Here is a 20410-nt window from a genome sequence, read left to right on the forward strand (position 1 = left end):
TATAATCTCCAATCTTATCGTTTTTTTGCAGTTATGATGGCTATCGGGTTTTCGCTAATCATCAGGATTCCTCTGTCGAGGATTCTTCCATTTGAAACATTGACTTCCATAAGTTTTGGATTGTATCCCAAATCCTTAAGCTTATTGACTGCTTCAACTTTAGTGTCAACCAGAATAGCTGTAATGATGATTCTACCTTTTGAATTCAGTTTTTCATGGACAATGTCTAAAATATTTTCTAATTGCCTGCCGCTGCCTCCCACAACGGCAATATCAATATTGTCAATATCATTTAGGGCATTTGCTCCATCATCATTAATTAATGTGACATTATCTCCAAGTCCGAATTTCTTAAGATTTTTTGAAGTTACTTCAATCGCTTCAGGGTTGGTGTCAATGGAAATGACCTCCCCTGCCCTTTGGCTGAACTCGCAGGTTATCCCTCCGGTTCCGCAGCCGCAGTCAACAACCCTGTCGGTTGGTTTCACTTCTGATTTATATAGTATTATTGCTCTTATGGCTTCTTTGGTTGGTCCTGGAACTTCACAGGATTTAAAGAAATCCTTGTCTTCTAACATTTATTCCCACCTTTTAAATAAATCATTTTCAATTTTCAGGGAGTCAAGAATCTTTCCGACAATGAAATTAATCTGGTCATCAACGGTGTCATGTGTTGAGTAAAAACCAGGCATCGCTGGTAAAATGATGGCTCCCTCCTGTGATAATGTTAGCATGTTCTGTAAATGAATGCTTCTAAGCGGAGTTTCACGGGGAACAATAACAGTTGGTCTTCTTTCTTTAAGGCTAACGTCGGCAACCCTTGTTATTGTATTTGCACCATATCCATTGGCAATTGATGACAATGTCTTCATCGAACATGGAACAATTGCCAGGCCGTCCGCTTTAAATGATCCGCTATTTATGGAAGCGGTCAGGTCATTGAAATCGTAATATATGTCAGCTTTGTTGATGACATCCTCAACGCTGTAATCCGTTTCCGATTCAATGACAATCTTGGCTGCATCGCTTATGACCAAACTGTTTTCAATATTCAATTCTTTCAACGCTTCAAGAAGTCTTATTCCATATATGACTCCGCTTGCTCCTGTTATTCCAACTACTATCATATTATTCTCCTAAAACAGTTTAATCTGGTCATAATGTATTCCGTGGAATTTTTCACGGTCAATCTCTGGTAAGTCAATGTAATTTTCGAGTTTTAATTTGTCAAATTTTGATTTTTCCTCTTCCGGAACATAAACGCTGATGTCTGGAATGTTGAATCTTGCTTTGCTTAATGCTGAGATGATGTTTGATATTTCAGTCAATGGGAACAGTTTTCCATCAACGCTCACCTGGGTCTTCATCTCATCAAAGCGAGGATATTCTGCAATGTTTATGAATACATAATCTTTGTCAAGCCCATAATCTTCTGCAATTTCCGCTTCTGCTTTTCTGAGCTCATCGGCTTCTATCTTATACATTTTTTCCGGAAATTTGAAGTTGTCCAAACGGATTGTCTTCACTCTTTTTGGAACAATCCTGTTGTCAAGCCTGTACATAATGTCTCTTGCATAATCGTTTTCGCACTGTCTGAATGTTGCGATAATGTCTGAATCGTCGTATTTGTAGATTTCACGTTCCTTGATTATGTCTTCATCGATTATTTTTTTCAGAGCCCTTCTAAACATTGTGTTCACGATTCTGGTGGTGTGGTGCTGATAAACGCTCGGATACATGAAATATCTTGATACTAATGCTCCTTCAGCTGCCTGAACACCTTTGATGTCAAGTATAAGTCCATCATCTAATCTCAGATTTGAAATCAGTCTTTCATAATCTATTTTTCCATAGGAAACGCCGGTATTGTGTGAATCTCTTAAAAGATAATCCATTCTGTCAACATCAAGCTCTCCTGAAACGATTGGTCCTAGTGTGCCTTTTCCGTTGATGATGTCAACGATTTCATTAACATCAAATTTTTCTTCCAGAAGGTCTCTCATTGATGTTTTGGTGATTACATATTTTGACAATTCCTCATGAGGAACGGATAGCACTCCTTCTGAAACGTGTGAAAATGGGCCGTGGCCGATATCATGCAGGAGTCCGGATGCTCTAATCAGTTCTATTTCGTCTTTATTCAATCCCAATTCTTCGGAAAGTTTTGATCCCAGATTCATGGTTCCGACACAATGTTCAAACCTTGTGTGTGTTGCACCGGGATAAATTAAACTTATCAGTCCCAACTGCTTAATGCGTCTTAAACGTTGAAATTGGGGCATGTCCATTATTTTCACTTCAAAACTGTTTAAGCTAATATCTCCATAGACGCTATCTCTGATAAATTTCTTTTTTTCACTCATTTTATCAGTCCTCAATGTATTTTTCTATCATTGTGTAATTGTCATCCGTCAGATTGTCTATTATAGTTTCTACATAATCGGTTACATTAGTCTTAGTGTCATTAGTTGTAGTTTTATTTGTTGTGTTTGTATCATTTTTTGGAATGTATGTCGGCACATATTCAATCTCTTCTGGTTCAAATGAATCGTCTTCAAGTGATTTTAATTTGTACGATTCATTATCTTCATGTATTGTCAGTGTTGCGAATGCTGAGCTGATACAAAACGCAATTACGGCAATTATTAAAAATACTATTAAATTTGCTTTAATTGAACCTCTCATAATAACACTTTATTAATCTATGCTATTATTATTTTTTTTAAAAGCTATTATTTAATTGTTTGGTAAAATTAAACTACATTTAAAGTTTTTTTCTCAATTTTGCAAAATGTTTATATAGGATTAGTGATAAATTACTATATCGGAAGTATACTTCCGACAGTATATTTCCGACTAATAAAAATAGATAGAGTTAAGATATTATGGATATGTTTAGTGCTGGTGACACTGCATGGGTTCTTATTTGTACCTTACTGGTGCTTCTGATGAGCATTCCTGCAGTAGCATTTTTTTACGGAGGATTAAGCAAAAGAAAAAATGTTTTAAATACAATGTTTTTAACTTTCATTGCATTTGCAATAATCAGTGTGCTTTGGGTAGCATTCGGTTATCAGTTTGCATTTGGAAGTGATATTAATGGATTAATCGGTTCACCAACCAATTTCTTCTTGCAGGGAATTGGATTGGATGACTTAAATGGAACTATTCCGACATTACTGTTTGTAATGTTTCAATGTGCATTCTTAGGAATTACTGTTGCAATCATGTCCGGTGCTTTGGTTGGAAGAATGAAGACAAAAGCATGGGTAATATTTGTTCCGATTTGGGCATGTCTTGTCTACGTCCCTATTGCCCACTGGGTATGGGGCGGAGGATGGCTGATGCAGATGGGCGCACTTGATTTTGCAGGAGGTGCGGTAGTCCACATTAATTCAGGTATTTCCGCTCTTGCCGTGGCATTGGTTTTAGGTAAAAGGAAAAACACCTCATTGATTCCACATAATTTAGGATATGCGGTACTTGGTGCTGCACTGCTCTGGTTTGGTTGGATGGGATTCAATGGAGGATCAGGCCTTGCGGCTGACGGTCTTGCAGCAAACGCTATAATCGTATCAAATGTCGCTGCAGCTACAGGTCTCATTGTCTGGACAATAATTGATGTAACAAAAATTGGAAAACCAACAATGTTAGGTGCAATATCCGGTGCTGTGGCAGGTTTGGTAGGAATCACCCCTGCAGCAGGTTTTGTGGATGTTTTCGGAGCATTGGTCATTGGTGCTGTGGCTCCTATTGTGTCATACTATTCAATCAATTACTTAAAACCTAAACTCGGATACGATGACGCATTGGATGCATGGGGCATTCACGGAATGTCCGGTGTATGGGGAGCAATCGCAACAGGAATCTTTGCAGTTCCATCAGTTGGAGGAGTTGCAGGATTGATTGCAGGAAATGCCAATCAGGTTGTAATACAGATAATAAGCGTTATCGCAACAATGGCCTATTCATTTGTAGTAAGCTATATATTGGCTAAGATAATAGATAAATCAATGAATGGTATAAGAGTAGAAGAGAGCGAAGAAATTGGTGGACTGGATACCCATCTTCACAAAGAATCTGCTTATAACTTTAATTCATAGGAGGAATGTAAATGAAACGTATTGTTGCAATTATAAGACAGGAAAAATTTGATGACGTCAAAAGGGCCTTGGTGGAAGCGGGCTGTGAAGGAATGACAGTCACTGAAGTAAAAGGAAGAGGAAGCCAACAGGGAATCAGACAGTCTTACAGGGGATCAAGCTATTGTGTAGATTTGATTCCGAAAACACGCATAGAAATTGTTGTAAAAGATGAAGGCCTTGACTTATTAGTTGATGCAATCAAGAAAGGAGCTCATACAGGAAACATTGGGGATGGAAAGATATTCATCCAGCCTGTTGAGAATGTGATAAGGATAAGAACTGGTGAAGAGGGGGATGATGCCGTGTAGCCGATTCCTTGAAAAACTTATTTTTATATCTCCCTGGGAAAATAGTGCATTTCTGCATTATTTTCCTTTTTTTAATACTGAATAACCACACCGTTTATGTCTGAAATGTCAACCCAGGTGGTTATGCCGCTGACTTCATATAAAACGCCATTTATGTACTCGTATGAGATTCCCTTATTGTCGCTTATCAGATGGACTTCATTTCCTTTGATTTGGTCAACTCTTTTTATGATTCCGCCGTACTCATCAGATTCGGCAACAACGATATCCCCGACATGTATGTCATGGGTCTTGTTTAAAAGAACGGTTTGCCCATCCTGCAGCGTTGGAAGCATGGATGTTCCGTCGACAGTAACTATAATCGGAATCTGATTGGGGCCAATGCTTGATTCTATATTTATTTTAACATTTTCAAGACCATACTGTCTGCATATATCCTCGATTCCATGCCTATAAGTGGATATGCTTGTATTTGTATTGTTCATGACATCTAAAGTGTAGTTGCAAATCTCCTTGTTAAGCCTGTGCTTGTCGATGTCTGAAAAGGTGGTGGTTTCGACAGTCACGTTTTCCCCGTCGTTATAAACATCAACTGTATTATTGCCTAGAAATAGGATTCCTAAAAATATGATTAAAATCAGTATTATTAAAGCTAAAATTATCTTTTTAGCCATTTAAATCACTCATCCATAATGTTTAAATCCATATTTAGAAGAGCTTTCATTGTTTCAATGTCTATTTGGCCGGGAGCGGTTGCATCCCTTCCGGCAGCAAAAGTGATTGGTGAGTCAAATTTGGAAGCCATGACTCGGGTATAGCTTCCCAGATCCCCCATTGAAATGGCGATTGTGTCTTCGCAATGGGAAAGAACTGCAAGTATTGTTAAGGTATCCTCCAAATCCTGTGGCATGAAGGCAACCTTGGCGATGTCTCCCATTTCATGCTCTTTATCGACAATGTACATTATCTCATTTAAATCGGGAGTCTTTTCAAAGTCATGATAGGAAACGATGGTTTTGACACCTGTATCATGAATTTTATTTATGTATTCGTCGCTGCTTTGAAGCTCAATGTCCACATAATCAACAAGGTCGCAGCATTCATAGAGAATATTGAACCTTTCCTCTTCGCTTCCCTTAAAGGAACCGCCTTCTGTGTTGATTCTGTTGGTGGCGATCATCGGAAAATCAATTTTTTTGATTGTCTCTCTGATTTTGTTAATTTCAGGATTTTCAAGTGCATCTATCCTGAATTCCAATACGTCAGCGCCCTTATCGATGCAATCGTTTGCAACTTCAATGACATCCTCGTATTTTTCTTGAAAAATGGGAATTGCAATTTTTGTTTGTGAATACATTACATTATACTATATTTATTATTATTAAATAAGTTTTCTTAAAAACTTTATATAAATTAAAAAACATAATATATACCAATAAAATTTCAAAATTTTATTTATTTGTTAAATTAATTATACAAGGTGTTAATTTGAAAGTTACAGCTATAGGTGCAGATATATCAAAAAATGATGTATCCTGCAGTTCTAAGCTAGTAGAAACTATAGAAAAGAACCTTCAGAGTGTGATAGACTTAGGTGCAAGAAACGCTGAATTAACAAATGTCACCGGTGATGATGTCGTTGTCACCGCATTTGTTGAGGATGATTTGCTTGAAGTGGTCAATGAAGGTCTGGTCAATGTTTTAAAGATGAGTGCAGAAAATCTTGGTGATTTGTCTGGAATATCTGATAATCCGGATGATGCGGGAGAAGGAATATCCTATGCTGAAGCAAGCATAAGAAAGGATTTCTATCCTGATGCCATTATCTTGGGTTTTGACACTTATGGTGGTGAGCCATTCGTTGCGGATGTTGCAAACTCAGCAATTGAAGCGGCAAAAGGCATGAAAAACTGCACTGATGTATCAGATTATATCGAGCCAAAGACAAGAAAGATTCCCGGTGTAGGTTATGTCTCACCGGAAACCGATGATCCTGTTGTTGTAGCAACTGTTGAGAATATAGAATCTGTTGGAGTTATTGCAGGAGCCATGATTGGAGCTGCACTTGGAAATAAGAACGTTTATTTAGTTGAAAGAGGAACAACTTGTAATGTATTGCCTGGTAGTGTAATATTTTCAGCTACTGCATTGATGAATGGAAATGTAATAGATTTAGCTGTTCCATTTGAAAATAAAACAAGAATATTGAGATAGGAGATTTAATTATGATTTTATTAAACAAAGATACAAAATGTTTAGTTCAGGGAATAACCGGTAAGCAAGGTTCTTTCCACACTGAACAAATGTTAAAATACGATACTAATATTGTGGCTGGTTTGACTCCTGGAAAAGGAGGTCAGGACTTTATGGGAGTTCCTATTTTTAACTCCATGGAAGAAGCGACAGAGGAAGTCGATGTTAATGCTTCAATCATTTTTGTTCCTGCAAGATTTGCAAAAGATGCTGCTTTTGAAGCAATCAGACACTTGGATTTGGTTGTTATCATTTCAGAACATATTCCAGTTCATGACAGTATGAAAATCATGGCATATGCAAAGGAGATGGACACAACCGTTATCGGACCGAACACTCCTGGAATCATTTCTCCGGGCATCGGAAAATTGGGAATTATGCCGACCCACATCTTCAAGGAAGGTAACGTGGGCGTAATTTCAAGAAGCGGTACATTAACATATGAAATTGCAAGCGAGCTTACCAATGCAGGAATCGGCCAGAGCACCGCTGTAGGTATTGGAGGAGACCCTGTAACCGGAAGCAACTATGTTGATATCCTGGAAAGATTTGAAAGGGATGAGCAAACCGATGCTGTTGTTTTGATTGGTGAAATTGGAGGAAATGCAGAGGAAAGGGCCGGCAAATATATTGCTGAAGAAATGTCAAAACCGGTCGTATCATATATTGCAGGAAGAACAGCACCTCCGGGCAAAAGAATGGGACATGCCGGAGCAATCATTCAAGGATCATCAGGTACAGTTGCAAGCAAAACCCAAGCCCTAAATGAGGCTGGTGTTGAAGTAGCTAAAAAACCATCTGAAATTGTAGATTTACTTAAAAAGGTAATGTAGATGTCAAATCAGGAAATTATTGATAAATTATTAAGCGGAGAAATGAAGCTTTATCAGGTTGATAAAGAGGTTTCAGCAAAGGAAGCAACCGACATTAGAAGGGAATTTCTCGAACAGAAGTATGATTTGGAATTATCCAATATTGCAAACTATACTTTGGACATGGAAAGGGCATCTGCCCGTAACATTGAAAATTCAATCGGCGTATTGCAGTTGCCTATGGGAATTGCAGGGCCAATGAAAATCAATGGGGAATATTGTCAAAGGGAAGTCTTTGTTCCACTCGCAACATCTGAAGGAGCATTAGTTGCATCAATCAACAGAGGAGCATCAACAATCACTGCATCCGGTGGTGTAAATCCGAGGGTTGTCTCAGATATCATGACCCGTGCACCAGCAATCAAATGTGATGGTGTTGGTGATGCTTTGAAAATCAAACAATGGTTTATTGATAATTTCGATGAGTTAAAGCAGATTGCCGAAAGTACAACTTCTCATGGTAAACTGATTAAAATAGATCCTATCTTAATCGTCGGAAGCTATGTGTATCCGAGATTTGTCTTCTCAACCGGAGACAGCATGGGGATGAACATGGTGACAATAGCTTCTGAAAAAATCTTAGATAAATTGGCTGAAGAGACCAGTGCACTCCATATTGCATTGAGCGGTAACGTCTGTGTCGATAAAAAGCCTGCTGCTATAAACATTGTTGAAGGAAGGGGAAAAAGCGTTATAGCAGACATATTAATACCAAAGGACATTGTAGCTAAAAAACTGAAAACAACATCCGAGGCAATCGTTGAGGTCAACACTGCTAAAAATCTAATCGGTTCAGCGGCAAGCGGTTCCATGGCGTTCAATGCCCATTATGCTAATATGGTTGCGGCAATATTTTTGGCCACCGGTCAGGACCCGGCACATGTTGCTGAAGGATCTCTTGGTATAACAACAGCCGAAAACAGAAACGGCGATTTATATTTCTCAGTAAACTTGCCTGATTTGCCTGTTGCCACTGTTGGTGGCGGAACCAGTTTGGAAGTTGCTCATGAAGGACTGGAGATTCTTGGTGTTGCAGGTTCAGGTCATGCACGTGAATTTGCAGAAATTGTGGCTTCAACCGTTCTGGCAGGTGAACTGTCACTTGTAGGGGCATTGGCTGCAGGACATCTTGCAAGAGCTCACCAGGAACTTGGAAGAGGATAAACATGGATGATTTTCTAGATTCGCTGTATCCTGAAATCACTCTTGAAACCGATGATATTGCAATGACAATATCAGTTAAAAAGGACTATTCTGAGATTAAAGATTTGGACAAAAGAAAAGATGAATTCATCAATGATTTAAACGATTTCATTAAAGAGTTTAGTGAAACACCGGAATCCGATGAATTCATGGCTTATTTTGATTAGGGTATTTGGAATCTATCTTTTCAAATACTTTTTTAACATTTACTTTTGTCTCATAACATCCTGTCTTTTCAAGCAGAACGCCCTGCGGGCAGAAATCGGATAGAAGCATCATCACTTGATTCAAATCCTCATGGCAGGCCACGCCGAGAACTGCCTGAAACTTATTTTCCATGACTATTTTTTTAACGAAACTTGATCCAGGAACAATGTATAGTTTGTAACCCATTGGCTCGGATTTTTTCTTGATGGCTCCGATGGAACATAATCCACATTCGATGCAGTTTATGCCTTCCTTTTGAAGCGTTGCAGGACAGTCCCTGTGTCTGAGGCAATGAGGTAAAAAAATCAATGTCTTTTCAGCAGGAATATGTCTGAATCGTTCCCTGTTGAGGTCATCGCGAACTTTTATTGCAATGTTGTCAATCAGATGCTCATCCAATTTTAAGAAGCTGGCAATTGTCTTGAAAGGTGAGTATAATAAATCCACAATGTATAATAGGAATCTTGGGAACTTTATCTTGTTTTTACGGGCTATCAGATATCCTAAAATCAACACCACAATAAATAATATGACAATCAGGATAGCTATAAAAACTACCAGTTGACCTAAAAACATGTAAAAGGAGTCAATAAAAATCATATTTCAACCTAAAATTTTTCAATAGTGTAATTCTCAAAGTCTCTGTTTAATTTCACGCCGGTGGGTGTCTTTATTATCTCAAGTCCTGACAGGCTGTCACAGGAACATAATACGTTCTGTTCTGGATGTGTTCCCGGTGTGATGTTGCAGTTCAGGTTTACTCCATCTCCTATTGATATCACTGTTTCCAAACGCTTTGTTGACGGATGATCCTTGTTTAGAATGACCAGTGGTGAGGATTCTTCACGGCTGAGATAAGCCTGTGAGCGAATGGCCCTTTTATCTTTTTTGAAGTTTGATACGGCGATAATGTCATCTGATTCTAAAAATTGGACTATCTCCTCGTTGTCCTGTGTTGCAATGAAAAGCATCTTGTTTTCATATGCCACCTTAACGACGCCAACCATTCCGGTTTCGCCTTCAAGAAATAGTATTTCATCATCTTTAAAATCAATATTCATGTTAATCACTAAAAAAATAAAAGGAGAGTAAATAAATTTACTCTGCAAGTTCTACATTGTCACTTTGACAGGACGGACAAACTACTTTTTTTCCAAGTCCCTTAAAGGAATTTCCACAGTCTTTACAATGGTATTTTTTGGTTTTCAATTTTTTCAAATCAATATCGGCCATTGGCCCTCCACTTGAACACATTATAAATCACCTGTTATATAATATATATTATATATTATTAATAGTTTAGTTTTCCAGTTTCTTTCGGGTTTCATTAATTCTTTCAAGTGTTTGTCTGTCATTGTCCAAATCAAATTTCAATTCTAAAAAATACAACAATTGATTATATAGCTTGTTTTTATCATATTCTTCAATCAGTTCATTCAATGCATCCAAAATGAATGGATTTGCTCCCAATTGAATGTTTTTACCTGCAATAATGTCAATGCATTCTTTAATGGACAATTCGATGTTGTCGTTTTTTGACTGGATGAACTTTATTTCGGCATATGCAAGGGGGCTTGCCTCAAACTCCATGCTGTAGATGTATAGTGCCAGGGCAGTTTTCATGTCGTTTTCTTCCACATAGTAATATCCCAGGTTCCTGTAGCATCTCGCAATGTCCTGCGGATAATAGGCGTATTTCAGTGCATCGGATGTGTGCAGGACGTATTCATTGAATGTGTATGTGTGGACCTTGTATATTTCAGTCAGTTCCAGAATTATTCTTGATGAGACCGGATTGATTTTAATGGCCTTTTTCAGGTATTCTTCAGCCTTGTCATACTGCTTGGACTCAAGAAGCAGAAATCCATAAACGTAATACAAGTCAAGCAGGGGCTGATTGTCCGGAATGTATCTCAGTTCCTTTTTCAGTCCGATATATTTTCTAAAGATCAGCTCTTCCAGAGGATTGGTAAAGTAATGGTACTCGCTTACCTTATCGTCTTCAAACATTGCAGGAAATGTTTTCATAAACTCATCAAGCTTTTTTAGAGGTGTTTCATAGTTGCCGTTTTCAATATCAAAATAGATATCATTTAGAATGTCAAGTATCGGATTTTCCTTTTCCGACATTTCAATGAACTCCTGCTTTTCATCATCGCTCAGGCAGTCCCACATCAGGCGGGAGATTTCCTTGATTATTTCCTTGTTGTATGGATGGTCCTTATAGACTTCTATCTGGTCGGACAAGTATTGCCTGTTCAAATCCTTGTTTTCACCTAAGTTAGATTTAATTTCTTTTATGATTTTTTCGTACATTAACACACCTAAAGTTACTTTAATGGGCAATGTTTTTATATTACCTCTTACCTATTTATTAATGTATAAAAACTTAGTTTTATATTTTATTTAAAAAAAATTTAAGGTGATTATTAAATGGCAAATCAACCAATATTTATCCTTCCTGAAGGAACCGAAAGATATTCAAAAAGAGATGCTTTAAGAATGAATATCACTGCCGCTAAAGTATTGGCAGGCATCGTAAGAACCACTCTCGGTCCTAAAGGAATGGACAAAATGTTAACCAATTCATTAGGTGATGTGACTGTCACCAACGATGGTGCAACCATCATGAGAGAAATGGAAATCAACCAGCCTGCAGCTAGAATGCTTGTGGAAACAGCAAAAAAACAAGAAGAAATTGTTGGAGACGGAACCACTTCTGTCGTTGTTGTTGCTGGTGAATTATTATCTAAAGCTGAAGAGCTATTGGAAGATGGAATTGCAACATCCGTTGTTGTTAAAGGATACAGAAATGCAACTAAAAAAGCAGTTGAGTTATTAAAGGAAATCGCAATTGATGCGGATGATGAAGAAACTCTTAAAAAAGTGGCTATCACTGCAATGAGCGGTAAAGGTTCAGACTATGCAAAAGAACACTTGGCCGATTTAGTTGTGAAAGCTGCATTAAGAATCAAAGAAGACGGAAAATCCGACATTGACAATATTAACATACAAAGGGTTTCAGGAGATTCTGTAGAGGATTCATTTTTAGCTGAAGGAATCATCATCGATAAAGCTCCAGTATCCAAAAACATGCCTAAAGATATTAAAGATGCAAAAATTGCCATCATGAAATATCCTATTGAATTAAAAGATGTTAATACTGATTCAAAAATTGACATAACTAGTCCTGACCAATTCGAAGCATTCCTCAAACAGGAAGAAAACATGATCAAAGAGTTAGTCAACAAGGTAATCGACTCCGGAGTCAACGTCCTATTCTGTCAGAAAGGTATTGACGACATGGCAGAACACTACCTTAAAAAGGCAGGAATCATGGCTTTCAAACGTGTTAAAAAATCTGACATGGAAAGAATCGAAAAGGCTACAGGCGCTAAACTTGTAACTGACATTGAAGATTTATCCGAAGATAAATTAGGTCATGCAGGTCACGTATATCTTGATAAAATATTTGATCACGAATTAACCTTAATCGAAGAATGTGACAATCCGAAGGCTTCCTCAATTGTATTGAGGGGAAGTACCCGTTATGTTACCGAACAAATCGCAAGGGCTCTTGACGATGCCTTAGGAGTGGTTGGAGCAACCATTGAAGAAGGTAAAGTTCTCATTGGTGGAGGAGCTTGTGAAATCGATTTGGTAAAACAGTTAAGGGAATATGGTGAATCCGTAAGCGGAAGAGAACAATTGGCTATCTTGAAGTATGCCGAAGCACTGGAAGTTATTCCAAGAACCTTAATTGAAAATGCAGGTTTGGACACCATTAACCTGATTGCTGATTTAAAGGCTGCTCACGAAGACAACCCGTTCATCGGAATCAATGTATTTGAAGGCAAAGTGGTTGACATGAAGGATGCAGGTGTAATTGAACCTTTAAGGGTAAAAATACAAGCTCTTCAATCAGCTGGCGAAGCTGCAGAAATGATATTGCGTATTGATGACATGATTGCAGCAAGAAATGCACTCAATTCCACCGGACCTGATGAGACCGGAAACGATGACAGCGGCATGCCTCCAATGCCTGGTATGGGCGGCATGGGTGGAATGGGCGGAATGCCTCCAATGATGTAAAATTTAAAAATTTTACATTTTTCTACTTTTTTTTATTTTTCATGCTTATTTTTCAAAATTCTTTATTAAATGCATTGTTTTTTATTCTAATCATACTTTATTCAATGATTTTAAATTAAATAACTTTTTAACATGCCCTATTTTATATTATAACTATTAGAATAATGATTTTTAGTTTAGTAAAGTTAAGTAACTTTAAATATTATTTCATATCATTTAATCCTTTTATAATTAAATTCAATGATAATTTTACTTTATAGTTAATTTTCATAAAGTTTTAGCTTTATTTTTAAAAATTAAATTCATTTAATCGGATTTAGTAAATAAAAAGGTTTATATAAGATATTTGTAATAAATATTAGTTACATGGGATTTCTCCCATTATGTTTAAAAATTTTGTTATGGAGGTAAATTAATTTGAACAATAAAATATTGCTCGCTTTGTTGATATTGCTCATTGCTGTTTTTGCAGTCGGCACTATTTCAGCAAGTGAAGTTAATGTTACAGATTCGTATGCTACTAACTTAGTAGATGACACGTCAGATGTATCAGTCCCACTGGAGAATACTGCTGATTCATCAGATCTTTCTGTATCAAGTGATTCAAACGTTGATAATGATTCATCTAAAGTTTCTCTATCAAGTGAAGAAGTTTTAGAATCTGACAATTCAAATATTTTATCAACTAACTCAGATGATAATGATCTTTTAAGTAGTGATAGTGGGGTTGCTGTAGTTTCCTCCGATGCGGGAAATGAAAGCAACGTTTCTTCAACAATAGATGTGTCTAAGACAATCACTGCAAAAGACATTACTAAATATTACAAGGGAAGCACTCAATACAGCGCAACATTCTTAGATGCCTATGGTAATCCGTTAGCTCATACTGATGTTCAGATTACTGTAAATGGTGTTTTACACACTGTCAAAACAAATGCGAATGGGGTGGCTTCTTTAGCGATAAATCTTAAACCTGGAACCTACAAGGTAATTGCGGTTAATCCTGCAACAGGTTATAGCCTAACTAGAAATTTCAAAATATTGTCCACCATTACTGCAAAGGATATCTCTAAGGTCTATACTGACGGTAAGAAATTCAGTGCAAAATTCTATAAAAGTAATGGAAAGGTGTTGGCTAAAAAAACCATCAAGTTTAAGATTAATGGAAAAACATACAAGGTAAAAACAAACAGTAAAGGTGTAGCTACTTTATCCTTAAAAACCCTTAAGAAAGGTACATATAAAATAATTTCTTATAATAAAGATGGTTTAACCAAAACAAATAAGGTTAAAGTCGTTAAATCTGTAAAAACTTCATTAACTACAAACATGTACACTTTCCTTAAGAAGGATACAAAAAGGATAAAAGTCAAGCTTCTTAACGCTTTTGGCTATGCTCCTGGAAAAGGAAAGATTATTAAGTTCAAAGTAAATGGAAAAACATACAATAGAAAAACAAATGCTAAAGGTGTTGCTACACTTAAATTGCCTTCTTTAAAAGCTGGAGCATACACTGTCAAATACAGCTTTGCAGGTAATAGCTTATATAAAAAATCAAGTGCAAGCAACAAACTATACGTTATAACCACTAAAAATCCTACTTTCACAGTAAAAAGCACAACCACCTTTGGTCATGGGGCAAACACTCCATTTAAAGTTGCTTTGACTGCAGGCAAGGTTCCTTTAGCAAAAAGAACTGTCACTTTCACAGTGGACGGTAAATCATACACTAAAACCACAAACACTAATGGAATTGCTTCATTGACTATTAAATTGCCTATTGGAAAGTATGTTATAACATATAAGAATAAGGCCGAGTCAAAAGTAAACTCAAAAACAGTCTCTAAAACAATAACTGTTAAAGAAAGAACTCCTACAACTGTGACATGGAAAAGTGGAACTTCTTTCTATCAGGGTTCAAATTCCTTTAAAGTTTTATTGAAAAATTCAAACAATCAGGCATTGGCTAGTAAAACTGTTAAATTAACTGTAAATTCAAAAACTTATACAGCTAAAACCTCTTCAAGCGGTTATGCAACATTCACTGTCAGTTTAAATCCTGGAAATTATACCGTTTCATTTAATTATGATGCTAGTGGGGATAACGATAACGCTCCGTCATCAGGATCCTCAAAAATTGAAGTTGCCAAAAGAGATGTGTCTTCAAATGGATATGGATACTGGGTTTTCGGATCTGACATGAAAAGTGTTAATTTAAACACATTGGCCTCTCAGGGAACTACTGATTTGTTCCTGAATTTCTATGCTTTAACTGCTCATGGTCAGTCTGCAGTGGAATCTTGGATTGCCAGTGCAAATAAATTAGGAATTAGGGTTCATATCTGGATGCAGGCATTTTATGATGGAAGTTGGATTAATCCGGTTAAAAGCGGCTCTTATAATCAGGCATTTTTCAATCAGAAAATAGCGGAAGCCAAGAAGTATGCAAATGTCAAAGGTGTTGCAGGTGTCCATATAGATTATCTGAGATATCCTGGAAATGCATATCAGACTTCAAAAGGTACTGCAGCAATCAACGAATTTGTAAAACAGATCACTCAGGCAGTACGTAGTGTAAATTCAAATTTAATCCTGTCCTGTGCAGTAATGCCTGAAACAACAGATAACAAGTATTATTATGGTCAGGATATGGCTACACTCTCTCAATATATGGATGTAATTATTCCTATGATTTACAAGGGCAATTATAACTCTGGAACTGCATGGATTAAATCCACTACCAAGTGGTTTGTGGATAATTCCAAAGGTGCAAAGATATGGAGCGGTTTGCAGGGTTATGTTTCTGATGAGAATACTGCTAAATTGTCCTCTTCTGCAATCAAAACAGATTCACAATCAGCAATTAACGGTGGCGCATCTGGTGTAATCATATTCAGATGGGGAGTCACTAATTTTGTCAATTTTAAATCACTGACAGGATATTTGGCTTCTTCCGGACCGGTTATAAATACTGCATCCGCTGCTGTTGATACAACCGCTGCTACAGCTACTCCAACAGCAACTGCAACAGCTAATTCAACTGCTACAACAGCAACTGCAACTTCTTCGGCCAATACAATATCTATCAAGGATATTATTGCCGGTGCAAGTACAGTGAAATCATATTATGAAACCAATAAGAAGGTGCCAAGCAGTGTCAGTGCTGGTGGACAGACTTTCACCACTCCGGAATTCTTATATCTGATGTCACAGGCAATTTACCAACTTGGTAATTCTAATAATAATGATATTGCTATCATTAGAGGCATTGTAGATCCGGAATCTCCTTTTGGTGACACTCTTAACGATGAATTGTATAAGGCGGATTATTTGGTGGTAGCCAAAAACTTGGCAAATTATATCGTCAAGAATAATCAGGCTCCGAATTATTCCTCATCTTCACTGGGAGACATTATCTACTATGAAGTTGTTGATACATTTTCACGTATACTGACATTTTATGGTAATAACAATCAGTTGCCGAATTACTCAATGGTTGTCTATGGAACCACCAGTACCAGTACAAGCACAGGTACAGGTACAGTCTCAATAACTGGATCTGGTTTGAATGAGAAAAATACATTATCTGATGTAAGTGCATATCTAAAGGCTACTACAAACTGTCCAATTACTAATTCCGCAATCAAAAGCACTGTTAATTCAGTAATAAGTGGTTTAACAACTGTCAAGGATAAGGCAGTGGCAATATTTAATTATGTGAGGGATAAAATTTCATACAGTTTCTATTCCGATACCAGATACGGTGCTGCAAGCACATTGTCCTATAAGACCGGAAACTGTGTGGACCAGTCTCACTTATTGGTTGCTATGTACAGGACAGCAGGTATTGCTGCAAGATATGTCCATGGAACCTGTTATTTCACCAGTAGTGGAAGCACTTATGGTCATGTATGGGTTCAGGTATTGGTTGATGGTGTTTGGACTTGTGTAGATCCTACCAGTTCTAGAAACTCATTTGGAGTAATAAATAATTGGAATACTAAATCATTTACTTTGCACAGTAAATATGCAAGTTTGCCATTCTAATTATTTATTTTCTTTTTATTTTTTTTAATCAATCTTTATTTTTTTTACAAAATTTTCATTTTTATTTAGGTTTACCAAAACTTTTTTATACTGTTACTTACAGAATATTAATTAATATAAATGTAGGTGACTTTTCATGGCTGAAGCTAAAATAAGTGAAAACATTGAGGAATATTTAGAAGTTCTCTACCGTAATGGAAGCAATGGGGAACAGGTTTCCACAACACAACTATCAAAGGATTTGGGCATTGCGCCTGGAAGCGTAACTCAAATGCTTAAAAAATTAGAAGATTTGGGTTACATTACATACACTCCATACAAAGGAGCTACATTGACTGATGAAGGAATGAAGATAGCTCAAAAGATTACCCGAAAACACAGGATTTTGGAAAAATTCTTATTGGATATATTGAAGGTCAAGGAGGAAAATATTCACGATCAGGCATGTGAGATGGAACATACCTTATCCGATGAGGCGGAAAGGGCAATCTGTACCATGCTGCATCATCCGGATTTATGTCCTGACGAAAATGTGATTCCTGCATGCAATTTTGATTTCGGAAGCTGTCAGGAATGCTTCTCTCAAAAGGACTTTGACCAAGTTATGAACAGGAAATTTAATTTGTTGTCAATTTCAGAGTTAACAGGCAATGCTGAAGGAACCATTTCATTCATTCGCGGAAACGCTGAATTGTTGGATGAAATTACCGATAAAGGCATTAAAGTGGGTCAGCATCTGAAATATGAATTCGTTGAAAACACTTTGACAAATAATTATTCCGTCATGATTGATGATAAAGAGTTAAACGTTTCCTCAGAAATGGCTAATAATATTTTTATTAGAGTTTAACTTTTTCAACTCTTTTTTTACAAAAATTTTATATAATATTTTTTTCAAAGTAATAAGCATTAAATATAATTTATTTCTTTTTGCGGTGTTTTAATGCGTGGAGATTTACTTAATGATATTGTTTCAATTAAAATTGAAGAGGGAAGCAAAAGACCGATAGCTTTACATGAGAAAAGCAAATTCGGCAAAATCGAATCAGATTTCCTTCACATTTCATTGATTGAGGCATGCTATCTGCAGGAGAAGGGTCGTTTGAATATCTATGAGGATGATGTCAAATGCAGTGTAGGCTATTTGATTGACCTTTTAAAGGAAGAGGAACTTTATGGCAAATATGTAGTTTACCGTGACTTAAAAGACCGTGGATATGTTATAAAAACCGGTTTTAAGTATGGCACCGAATTCAGATTGTATAATCGTGGAGGGGGTCCAGGACAAGGGCATTCCGATTATCTGGTTAAAATCATTTTTGAAAATTATGATATCAATGCACTTGATTTTGCAAGTTATGTGAGAGTTTCCCATGGTGTTAACAAGAAGCTTCTTTTGGCAATAGTGGATGAGGATTTTGACATAACATACTATAATATTGAATGGACAAGACCATAAGTTTAATTAAAGAAATCATTTATATTTTAATATGCTTTTATATTTACTATAATAATTTTTAATCGTAAATCTAATTTAACATTAATAGTGGTGATAATATGGCAGATTTAATCGATCCATGGGCATCATTCAGCCTGGATTATGACAAGTTAGTTAACAAGTTCGGAATAGGTAAGATTTCAGACATGATTGGAGACGTTAAAAACCCTCAAAGACTGATGAAAAGGGGGGTAATCTTCGGACACAGGGAATTCAATGAAATTAATAATTTAATCAATCAAAACAAGGATTTTGCAGTTGTAACAGGTATGATGCCAAGTGGACAAATGCATATTGGTCATAAGATGGTCGTTGACCAAATAAAATGGTATCAGGACATGGGGGCAATGCTGTCCCTGCCGATTGCAGACCTTGAGGCATATGCCGCACGTGACATGAGCTTTGATAGGGGTCGTGAAATTGCGGTAAACGAATATCTGACTAACTGGATTGCTTTGGGCCTTGACCTTGAAAAGGACGATGTAAACGTTTATCTGCAGTCACAAAATAACCTGCTGAAGAATTTGGCATTCAAGGCTTCAATCAAAACAAACTTCAGTCAGTTAAGGGCAATTTACGGTTTTGAAAACTCTACAAATATTGCTCACGTTCAGGCACCATTATTCCAGGTTGCAGACATACTGCTTCCTCAGATTGAAGAGTTTGGAGGTCCGAAAAAGGTTGTTGTTCCTGTAGGAATAGACCAGGACCCTCACATCAGGCTAACAAGAGATATTGCACATAAGCTCAATGAGGAAGAGGGATTCATATCACCCGCTTCAACATATCACAGGTTCCTGACAGGCCTGACCGGTGACAAGATGAGCAGTTCAAAGCCGGCTACCGCAATCTATCTCAACGATGATACCAAAACCGCTGTCAAAAAGGTCAAATCTGCTAAAACCGGTGGACGGGAAACCCTAAAAGAGCAAGAGGAACTGGGCGGTGAAGTAGACAAGTGCGTAATATATGAAATGCTTTTATATCACTTCATCGATGATGATTCAGAGCTTGAAAAAATCAGGCAGGAGTGTCTGAACGGAACATTGAGATGCGGCGAATGTAAGGTCAGAACCGCCGAGCTGATGGAAGAGTTCATGGATGATTTGCACGAAAAGCAGGTTGAAGCAAGAGAAATTGCCAAAACATTGATATGATCGTTGACGAAGTTAAATCGGCATTTCGTGAAAATAAATTGGCAATTTATGCAGCAATGGCTATTTTATTCATTTCTATGGTATTGGGATATTTTTTAGAGCCTTATCTGTATAGCTATTTCAATCCCGTTGTCGATGATTTGACCCAGAAAGTCCAGCAGGGCACTATCAAATTGACTTTCCAGAGCATATTCTTAAATAATATCCGGATTGTACTTGCAATGTTCATATTTGGAGTAACCTGTTTCGTTTCAGGAGTTCTTCTTGGGTTTAATGGATTTTTTGCAGGTTACTATGTGGCCACAACCGATAATTTGCTGGTGACTGCGCTTTTGATAATTCCCCATGGAATTTTTGAGTTTTCATCATGCATCCTGGCCTGCGCATCAGGCTTTGTCTTATTTAACTTTTTGTTCAAGTTCCTCAAGACATTGCATGGCCAAGACGATGGTTCTGTTAAGGAGCTATTGTCAAATTCCTTTGATGAAAGTGCCGATAAATTAAAACAGGCAATAATTCTGCTTGTTATTGCTTCAATATTGATGGCAATTGCAGGTTTTGTTGAAGTTTATTTGACAATTCATATTGCCGAATTTATATTAAATTTTATATAAAACTAATTAAAAAG

22 protein-coding genes are annotated in these 20410 nt (G+C 37.0%); 12 read left to right on the plus strand and 10 right to left on the minus strand.

Going from position 1 to position 20410, the window contains the following annotated elements; all coding sequences use genetic code 11:
* Positions 1-14: 14 nt before the first annotated feature.
* The 4 genes from cbiT to QZ138_RS03305 are packed head-to-tail and all read right to left on the minus strand — an operon-like array spanning position 15 to position 2685.
* A complete protein-coding gene (gene cbiT / locus QZ138_RS03290) occupies positions 15-578 on the minus strand; it encodes a precorrin-6Y C5,15-methyltransferase (decarboxylating) subunit CbiT (protein WP_292886186.1) in 564 nt (187 codons plus the stop codon).
* Positions 579-1127 carry a UbiX family flavin prenyltransferase gene (locus QZ138_RS03295; RefSeq protein ID WP_292600140.1) on the minus strand — a complete coding sequence of 183 codons (549 nt, stop codon included), beginning with the start codon at positions 1125-1127 and terminating at the stop codon, positions 579-581.
* 9 nt (positions 1128-1136) lie between these two features.
* Complete coding sequence (locus QZ138_RS03300; protein ID WP_292886189.1) at positions 1137-2363, minus strand: HD domain-containing protein; 1227 nt, start codon at positions 2361-2363, stop codon at positions 1137-1139.
* A 4-nt stretch (positions 2364-2367) separates the two neighbouring features.
* Positions 2368-2685: a hypothetical protein gene (locus QZ138_RS03305; protein ID WP_292886192.1), complete on the minus strand. Its 318-nt coding sequence runs from the start codon at positions 2683-2685 to the stop codon at positions 2368-2370.
* Positions 2686-2885: 200 nt separating this feature from the next.
* Here QZ138_RS03305 and QZ138_RS03310 point away from each other — a divergent pair, with 200 nt between their 5' ends.
* Both QZ138_RS03310 and QZ138_RS03315 read left to right on the plus strand, forming a co-directional pair.
* On the plus strand, positions 2886-4103 hold the full coding sequence (locus tag QZ138_RS03310; protein ID WP_292886195.1) for an ammonium transporter: 1218 nt from the start codon (positions 2886-2888) through the stop codon (positions 4101-4103).
* Between the two features lie 11 nt (positions 4104-4114).
* Complete coding sequence (locus QZ138_RS03315; RefSeq protein ID WP_292886198.1) at positions 4115-4453, plus strand: P-II family nitrogen regulator; 339 nt, start codon at positions 4115-4117, stop codon at positions 4451-4453.
* 71 nt (positions 4454-4524) lie between these two features.
* On the opposite strand, the gene QZ138_RS03320 is transcribed toward QZ138_RS03315, so the two are convergent.
* Both QZ138_RS03320 and aroD read right to left on the minus strand, forming a co-directional pair.
* Positions 4525-5127: a S24/S26 family peptidase gene (locus QZ138_RS03320; protein ID WP_292886201.1), complete on the minus strand. Its 603-nt coding sequence runs from the start codon at positions 5125-5127 to the stop codon at positions 4525-4527.
* A gap of 5 nt (positions 5128-5132) precedes the next feature.
* Entirely contained in the window at positions 5133-5810 is a 678-nt protein-coding gene (gene aroD / locus QZ138_RS03325) for a type I 3-dehydroquinate dehydratase (protein WP_292886204.1), read from the minus strand.
* Between the two features lie 131 nt (positions 5811-5941).
* Here aroD and QZ138_RS03330 point away from each other — a divergent pair, with 131 nt between their 5' ends.
* From QZ138_RS03330 to QZ138_RS03345, 4 genes are read left to right on the plus strand one after another with little or no spacing between them, the layout of a single operon-like run.
* Positions 5942-6667 carry a hypothetical protein gene (locus QZ138_RS03330; protein WP_292600126.1) on the plus strand — a complete coding sequence of 242 codons (726 nt, stop codon included), beginning with the start codon at positions 5942-5944 and terminating at the stop codon, positions 6665-6667.
* Positions 6668-6678: 11 nt separating this feature from the next.
* A complete protein-coding gene (sucD, locus tag QZ138_RS03335) occupies positions 6679-7539 on the plus strand; it encodes a succinate--CoA ligase subunit alpha (RefSeq protein ID WP_292886207.1) in 861 nt (286 codons plus the stop codon).
* Positions 7540-8742, plus strand: coding sequence for a hydroxymethylglutaryl-CoA reductase (NADPH) (hmgA, locus tag QZ138_RS03340; RefSeq protein WP_292886210.1), 1203 nt, complete (start codon positions 7540-7542; stop codon positions 8740-8742).
* A gap of 2 nt (positions 8743-8744) precedes the next feature.
* Positions 8745-8948, plus strand: a complete 204-nt coding sequence (locus QZ138_RS03345; RefSeq protein WP_292886212.1) for a hypothetical protein — start codon at positions 8745-8747, stop codon at positions 8946-8948.
* Here QZ138_RS03345 and QZ138_RS03350 read toward each other — a convergent pair.
* The 4 genes from QZ138_RS03350 to QZ138_RS03365 form a co-directional block, all read right to left on the minus strand.
* Positions 8929-9588, minus strand: coding sequence for a DUF116 domain-containing protein (locus tag QZ138_RS03350; RefSeq protein WP_292886215.1), 660 nt, complete (start codon positions 9586-9588; stop codon positions 8929-8931). The genes QZ138_RS03345 and QZ138_RS03350 overlap by 20 nt on opposite strands.
* A gap of 8 nt (positions 9589-9596) precedes the next feature.
* Entirely contained in the window at positions 9597-10049 is a 453-nt protein-coding gene (locus tag QZ138_RS03355) for a hypothetical protein (protein WP_292600117.1), read from the minus strand.
* A 37-nt stretch (positions 10050-10086) separates the two neighbouring features.
* Positions 10087-10221, minus strand: a complete 135-nt coding sequence (locus QZ138_RS03360) for a hypothetical protein (protein WP_292600257.1) — start codon at positions 10219-10221, stop codon at positions 10087-10089.
* A gap of 66 nt (positions 10222-10287) precedes the next feature.
* Positions 10288-11304, minus strand: coding sequence for a tetratricopeptide repeat protein (locus QZ138_RS03365; protein WP_292886218.1), 1017 nt, complete (start codon positions 11302-11304; stop codon positions 10288-10290).
* 117 nt (positions 11305-11421) lie between these two features.
* Between QZ138_RS03365 and thsA the strand changes: the two genes are divergently transcribed.
* The 6 genes from thsA (at position 11422) to QZ138_RS03395 (ending at position 20396) form a co-directional block, all read left to right on the plus strand.
* Complete coding sequence (gene thsA / locus QZ138_RS03370) at positions 11422-13080, plus strand: thermosome subunit alpha (RefSeq protein ID WP_292886220.1); 1659 nt, start codon at positions 11422-11424, stop codon at positions 13078-13080.
* A gap of 417 nt (positions 13081-13497) precedes the next feature.
* Positions 13498-17127 (plus strand): transglutaminase domain-containing protein, encoded by a 3630-nt coding sequence (locus tag QZ138_RS03375; protein WP_292886223.1) that lies wholly within the window; start codon positions 13498-13500, stop codon positions 17125-17127.
* Positions 17128-17263: 136 nt separating this feature from the next.
* The gene (locus QZ138_RS03380; protein ID WP_292600108.1) at positions 17264-17977 is read left to right on the plus strand and encodes a metal-dependent transcriptional regulator; all 714 of its coding nucleotides are present in this window, start codon (positions 17264-17266) and stop codon (positions 17975-17977) included.
* A gap of 93 nt (positions 17978-18070) precedes the next feature.
* Positions 18071-18586, plus strand: a complete 516-nt coding sequence (gene endA, locus QZ138_RS03385) for a tRNA-intron lyase (protein WP_292600072.1) — start codon at positions 18071-18073, stop codon at positions 18584-18586.
* Between the two features lie 98 nt (positions 18587-18684).
* Complete coding sequence (locus QZ138_RS03390) at positions 18685-19782, plus strand: tryptophan--tRNA ligase (RefSeq protein ID WP_292886226.1); 1098 nt, start codon at positions 18685-18687, stop codon at positions 19780-19782.
* On the plus strand, positions 19779-20396 hold the full coding sequence (locus QZ138_RS03395) for a stage II sporulation protein M (RefSeq protein WP_292886229.1): 618 nt from the start codon (positions 19779-19781) through the stop codon (positions 20394-20396). Before QZ138_RS03390 ends, QZ138_RS03395 begins: the two co-directional genes overlap by 4 nt.
* Positions 20397-20410: the final 14 nt, after the last annotated feature.

This window comes from Methanobrevibacter sp. UBA212 (genome assembly GCF_905233225.1).
Taxonomy (GTDB): Archaea; Methanobacteriota; Methanobacteria; order Methanobacteriales; family Methanobacteriaceae; genus Methanocatella.

What these genes read in the sequence shown, in the direction of transcription:
- cbiT (WP_292886186.1), bottom strand. Translation starts at nt 578, where the DNA reads ATGTTAGAAGACAAGGATTTCTTTAAATCCTGTGAAGTTCCAGGACCA.
- QZ138_RS03295 (WP_292600140.1), bottom strand. Translation starts at nt 1,127, where the DNA reads ATGATAGTAGTTGGAATAACAGGAGCAAGCGGAGTCATATATGGAATA.
- QZ138_RS03300 (WP_292886189.1), bottom strand. Translation starts at nt 2,363, where the DNA reads ATGAGTGAAAAAAAGAAATTTATCAGAGATAGCGTCTATGGAGATATT.
- QZ138_RS03305 (WP_292886192.1), bottom strand. Translation starts at nt 2,685, where the DNA reads ATGAGAGGTTCAATTAAAGCAAATTTAATAGTATTTTTAATAATTGCC.
- QZ138_RS03310 (WP_292886195.1), top strand. Translation starts at nt 2,886, where the DNA reads ATGGATATGTTTAGTGCTGGTGACACTGCATGGGTTCTTATTTGTACC.
- QZ138_RS03315 (WP_292886198.1), top strand. Translation starts at nt 4,115, where the DNA reads ATGAAACGTATTGTTGCAATTATAAGACAGGAAAAATTTGATGACGTC.
- QZ138_RS03320 (WP_292886201.1), bottom strand. Translation starts at nt 5,127, where the DNA reads ATGGCTAAAAAGATAATTTTAGCTTTAATAATACTGATTTTAATCATA.
- aroD (WP_292886204.1), bottom strand. Translation starts at nt 5,810, where the DNA reads ATGTATTCACAAACAAAAATTGCAATTCCCATTTTTCAAGAAAAATAC.
- sucD (WP_292886207.1), top strand. Translation starts at nt 6,679, where the DNA reads ATGATTTTATTAAACAAAGATACAAAATGTTTAGTTCAGGGAATAACC.
- hmgA (WP_292886210.1), top strand. Translation starts at nt 7,540, where the DNA reads ATGTCAAATCAGGAAATTATTGATAAATTATTAAGCGGAGAAATGAAG.
- QZ138_RS03345 (WP_292886212.1), top strand. Translation starts at nt 8,745, where the DNA reads ATGGATGATTTTCTAGATTCGCTGTATCCTGAAATCACTCTTGAAACC.
- QZ138_RS03350 (WP_292886215.1), bottom strand. Translation starts at nt 9,588, where the DNA reads ATGATTTTTATTGACTCCTTTTACATGTTTTTAGGTCAACTGGTAGTT.
- QZ138_RS03355 (WP_292600117.1), bottom strand. Translation starts at nt 10,049, where the DNA reads ATGAATATTGATTTTAAAGATGATGAAATACTATTTCTTGAAGGCGAA.
- QZ138_RS03360 (WP_292600257.1), bottom strand. Translation starts at nt 10,221, where the DNA reads ATGGCCGATATTGATTTGAAAAAATTGAAAACCAAAAAATACCATTGT.
- QZ138_RS03365 (WP_292886218.1), bottom strand. Translation starts at nt 11,304, where the DNA reads ATGTACGAAAAAATCATAAAAGAAATTAAATCTAACTTAGGTGAAAAC.
- thsA (WP_292886220.1), top strand. Translation starts at nt 11,422, where the DNA reads ATGGCAAATCAACCAATATTTATCCTTCCTGAAGGAACCGAAAGATAT.
- QZ138_RS03380 (WP_292600108.1), top strand. Translation starts at nt 17,264, where the DNA reads ATGGCTGAAGCTAAAATAAGTGAAAACATTGAGGAATATTTAGAAGTT.
- endA (WP_292600072.1), top strand. Translation starts at nt 18,071, where the DNA reads ATGCGTGGAGATTTACTTAATGATATTGTTTCAATTAAAATTGAAGAG.
- QZ138_RS03390 (WP_292886226.1), top strand. Translation starts at nt 18,685, where the DNA reads ATGGCAGATTTAATCGATCCATGGGCATCATTCAGCCTGGATTATGAC.
- QZ138_RS03395 (WP_292886229.1), top strand. Translation starts at nt 19,779, where the DNA reads ATGATCGTTGACGAAGTTAAATCGGCATTTCGTGAAAATAAATTGGCA.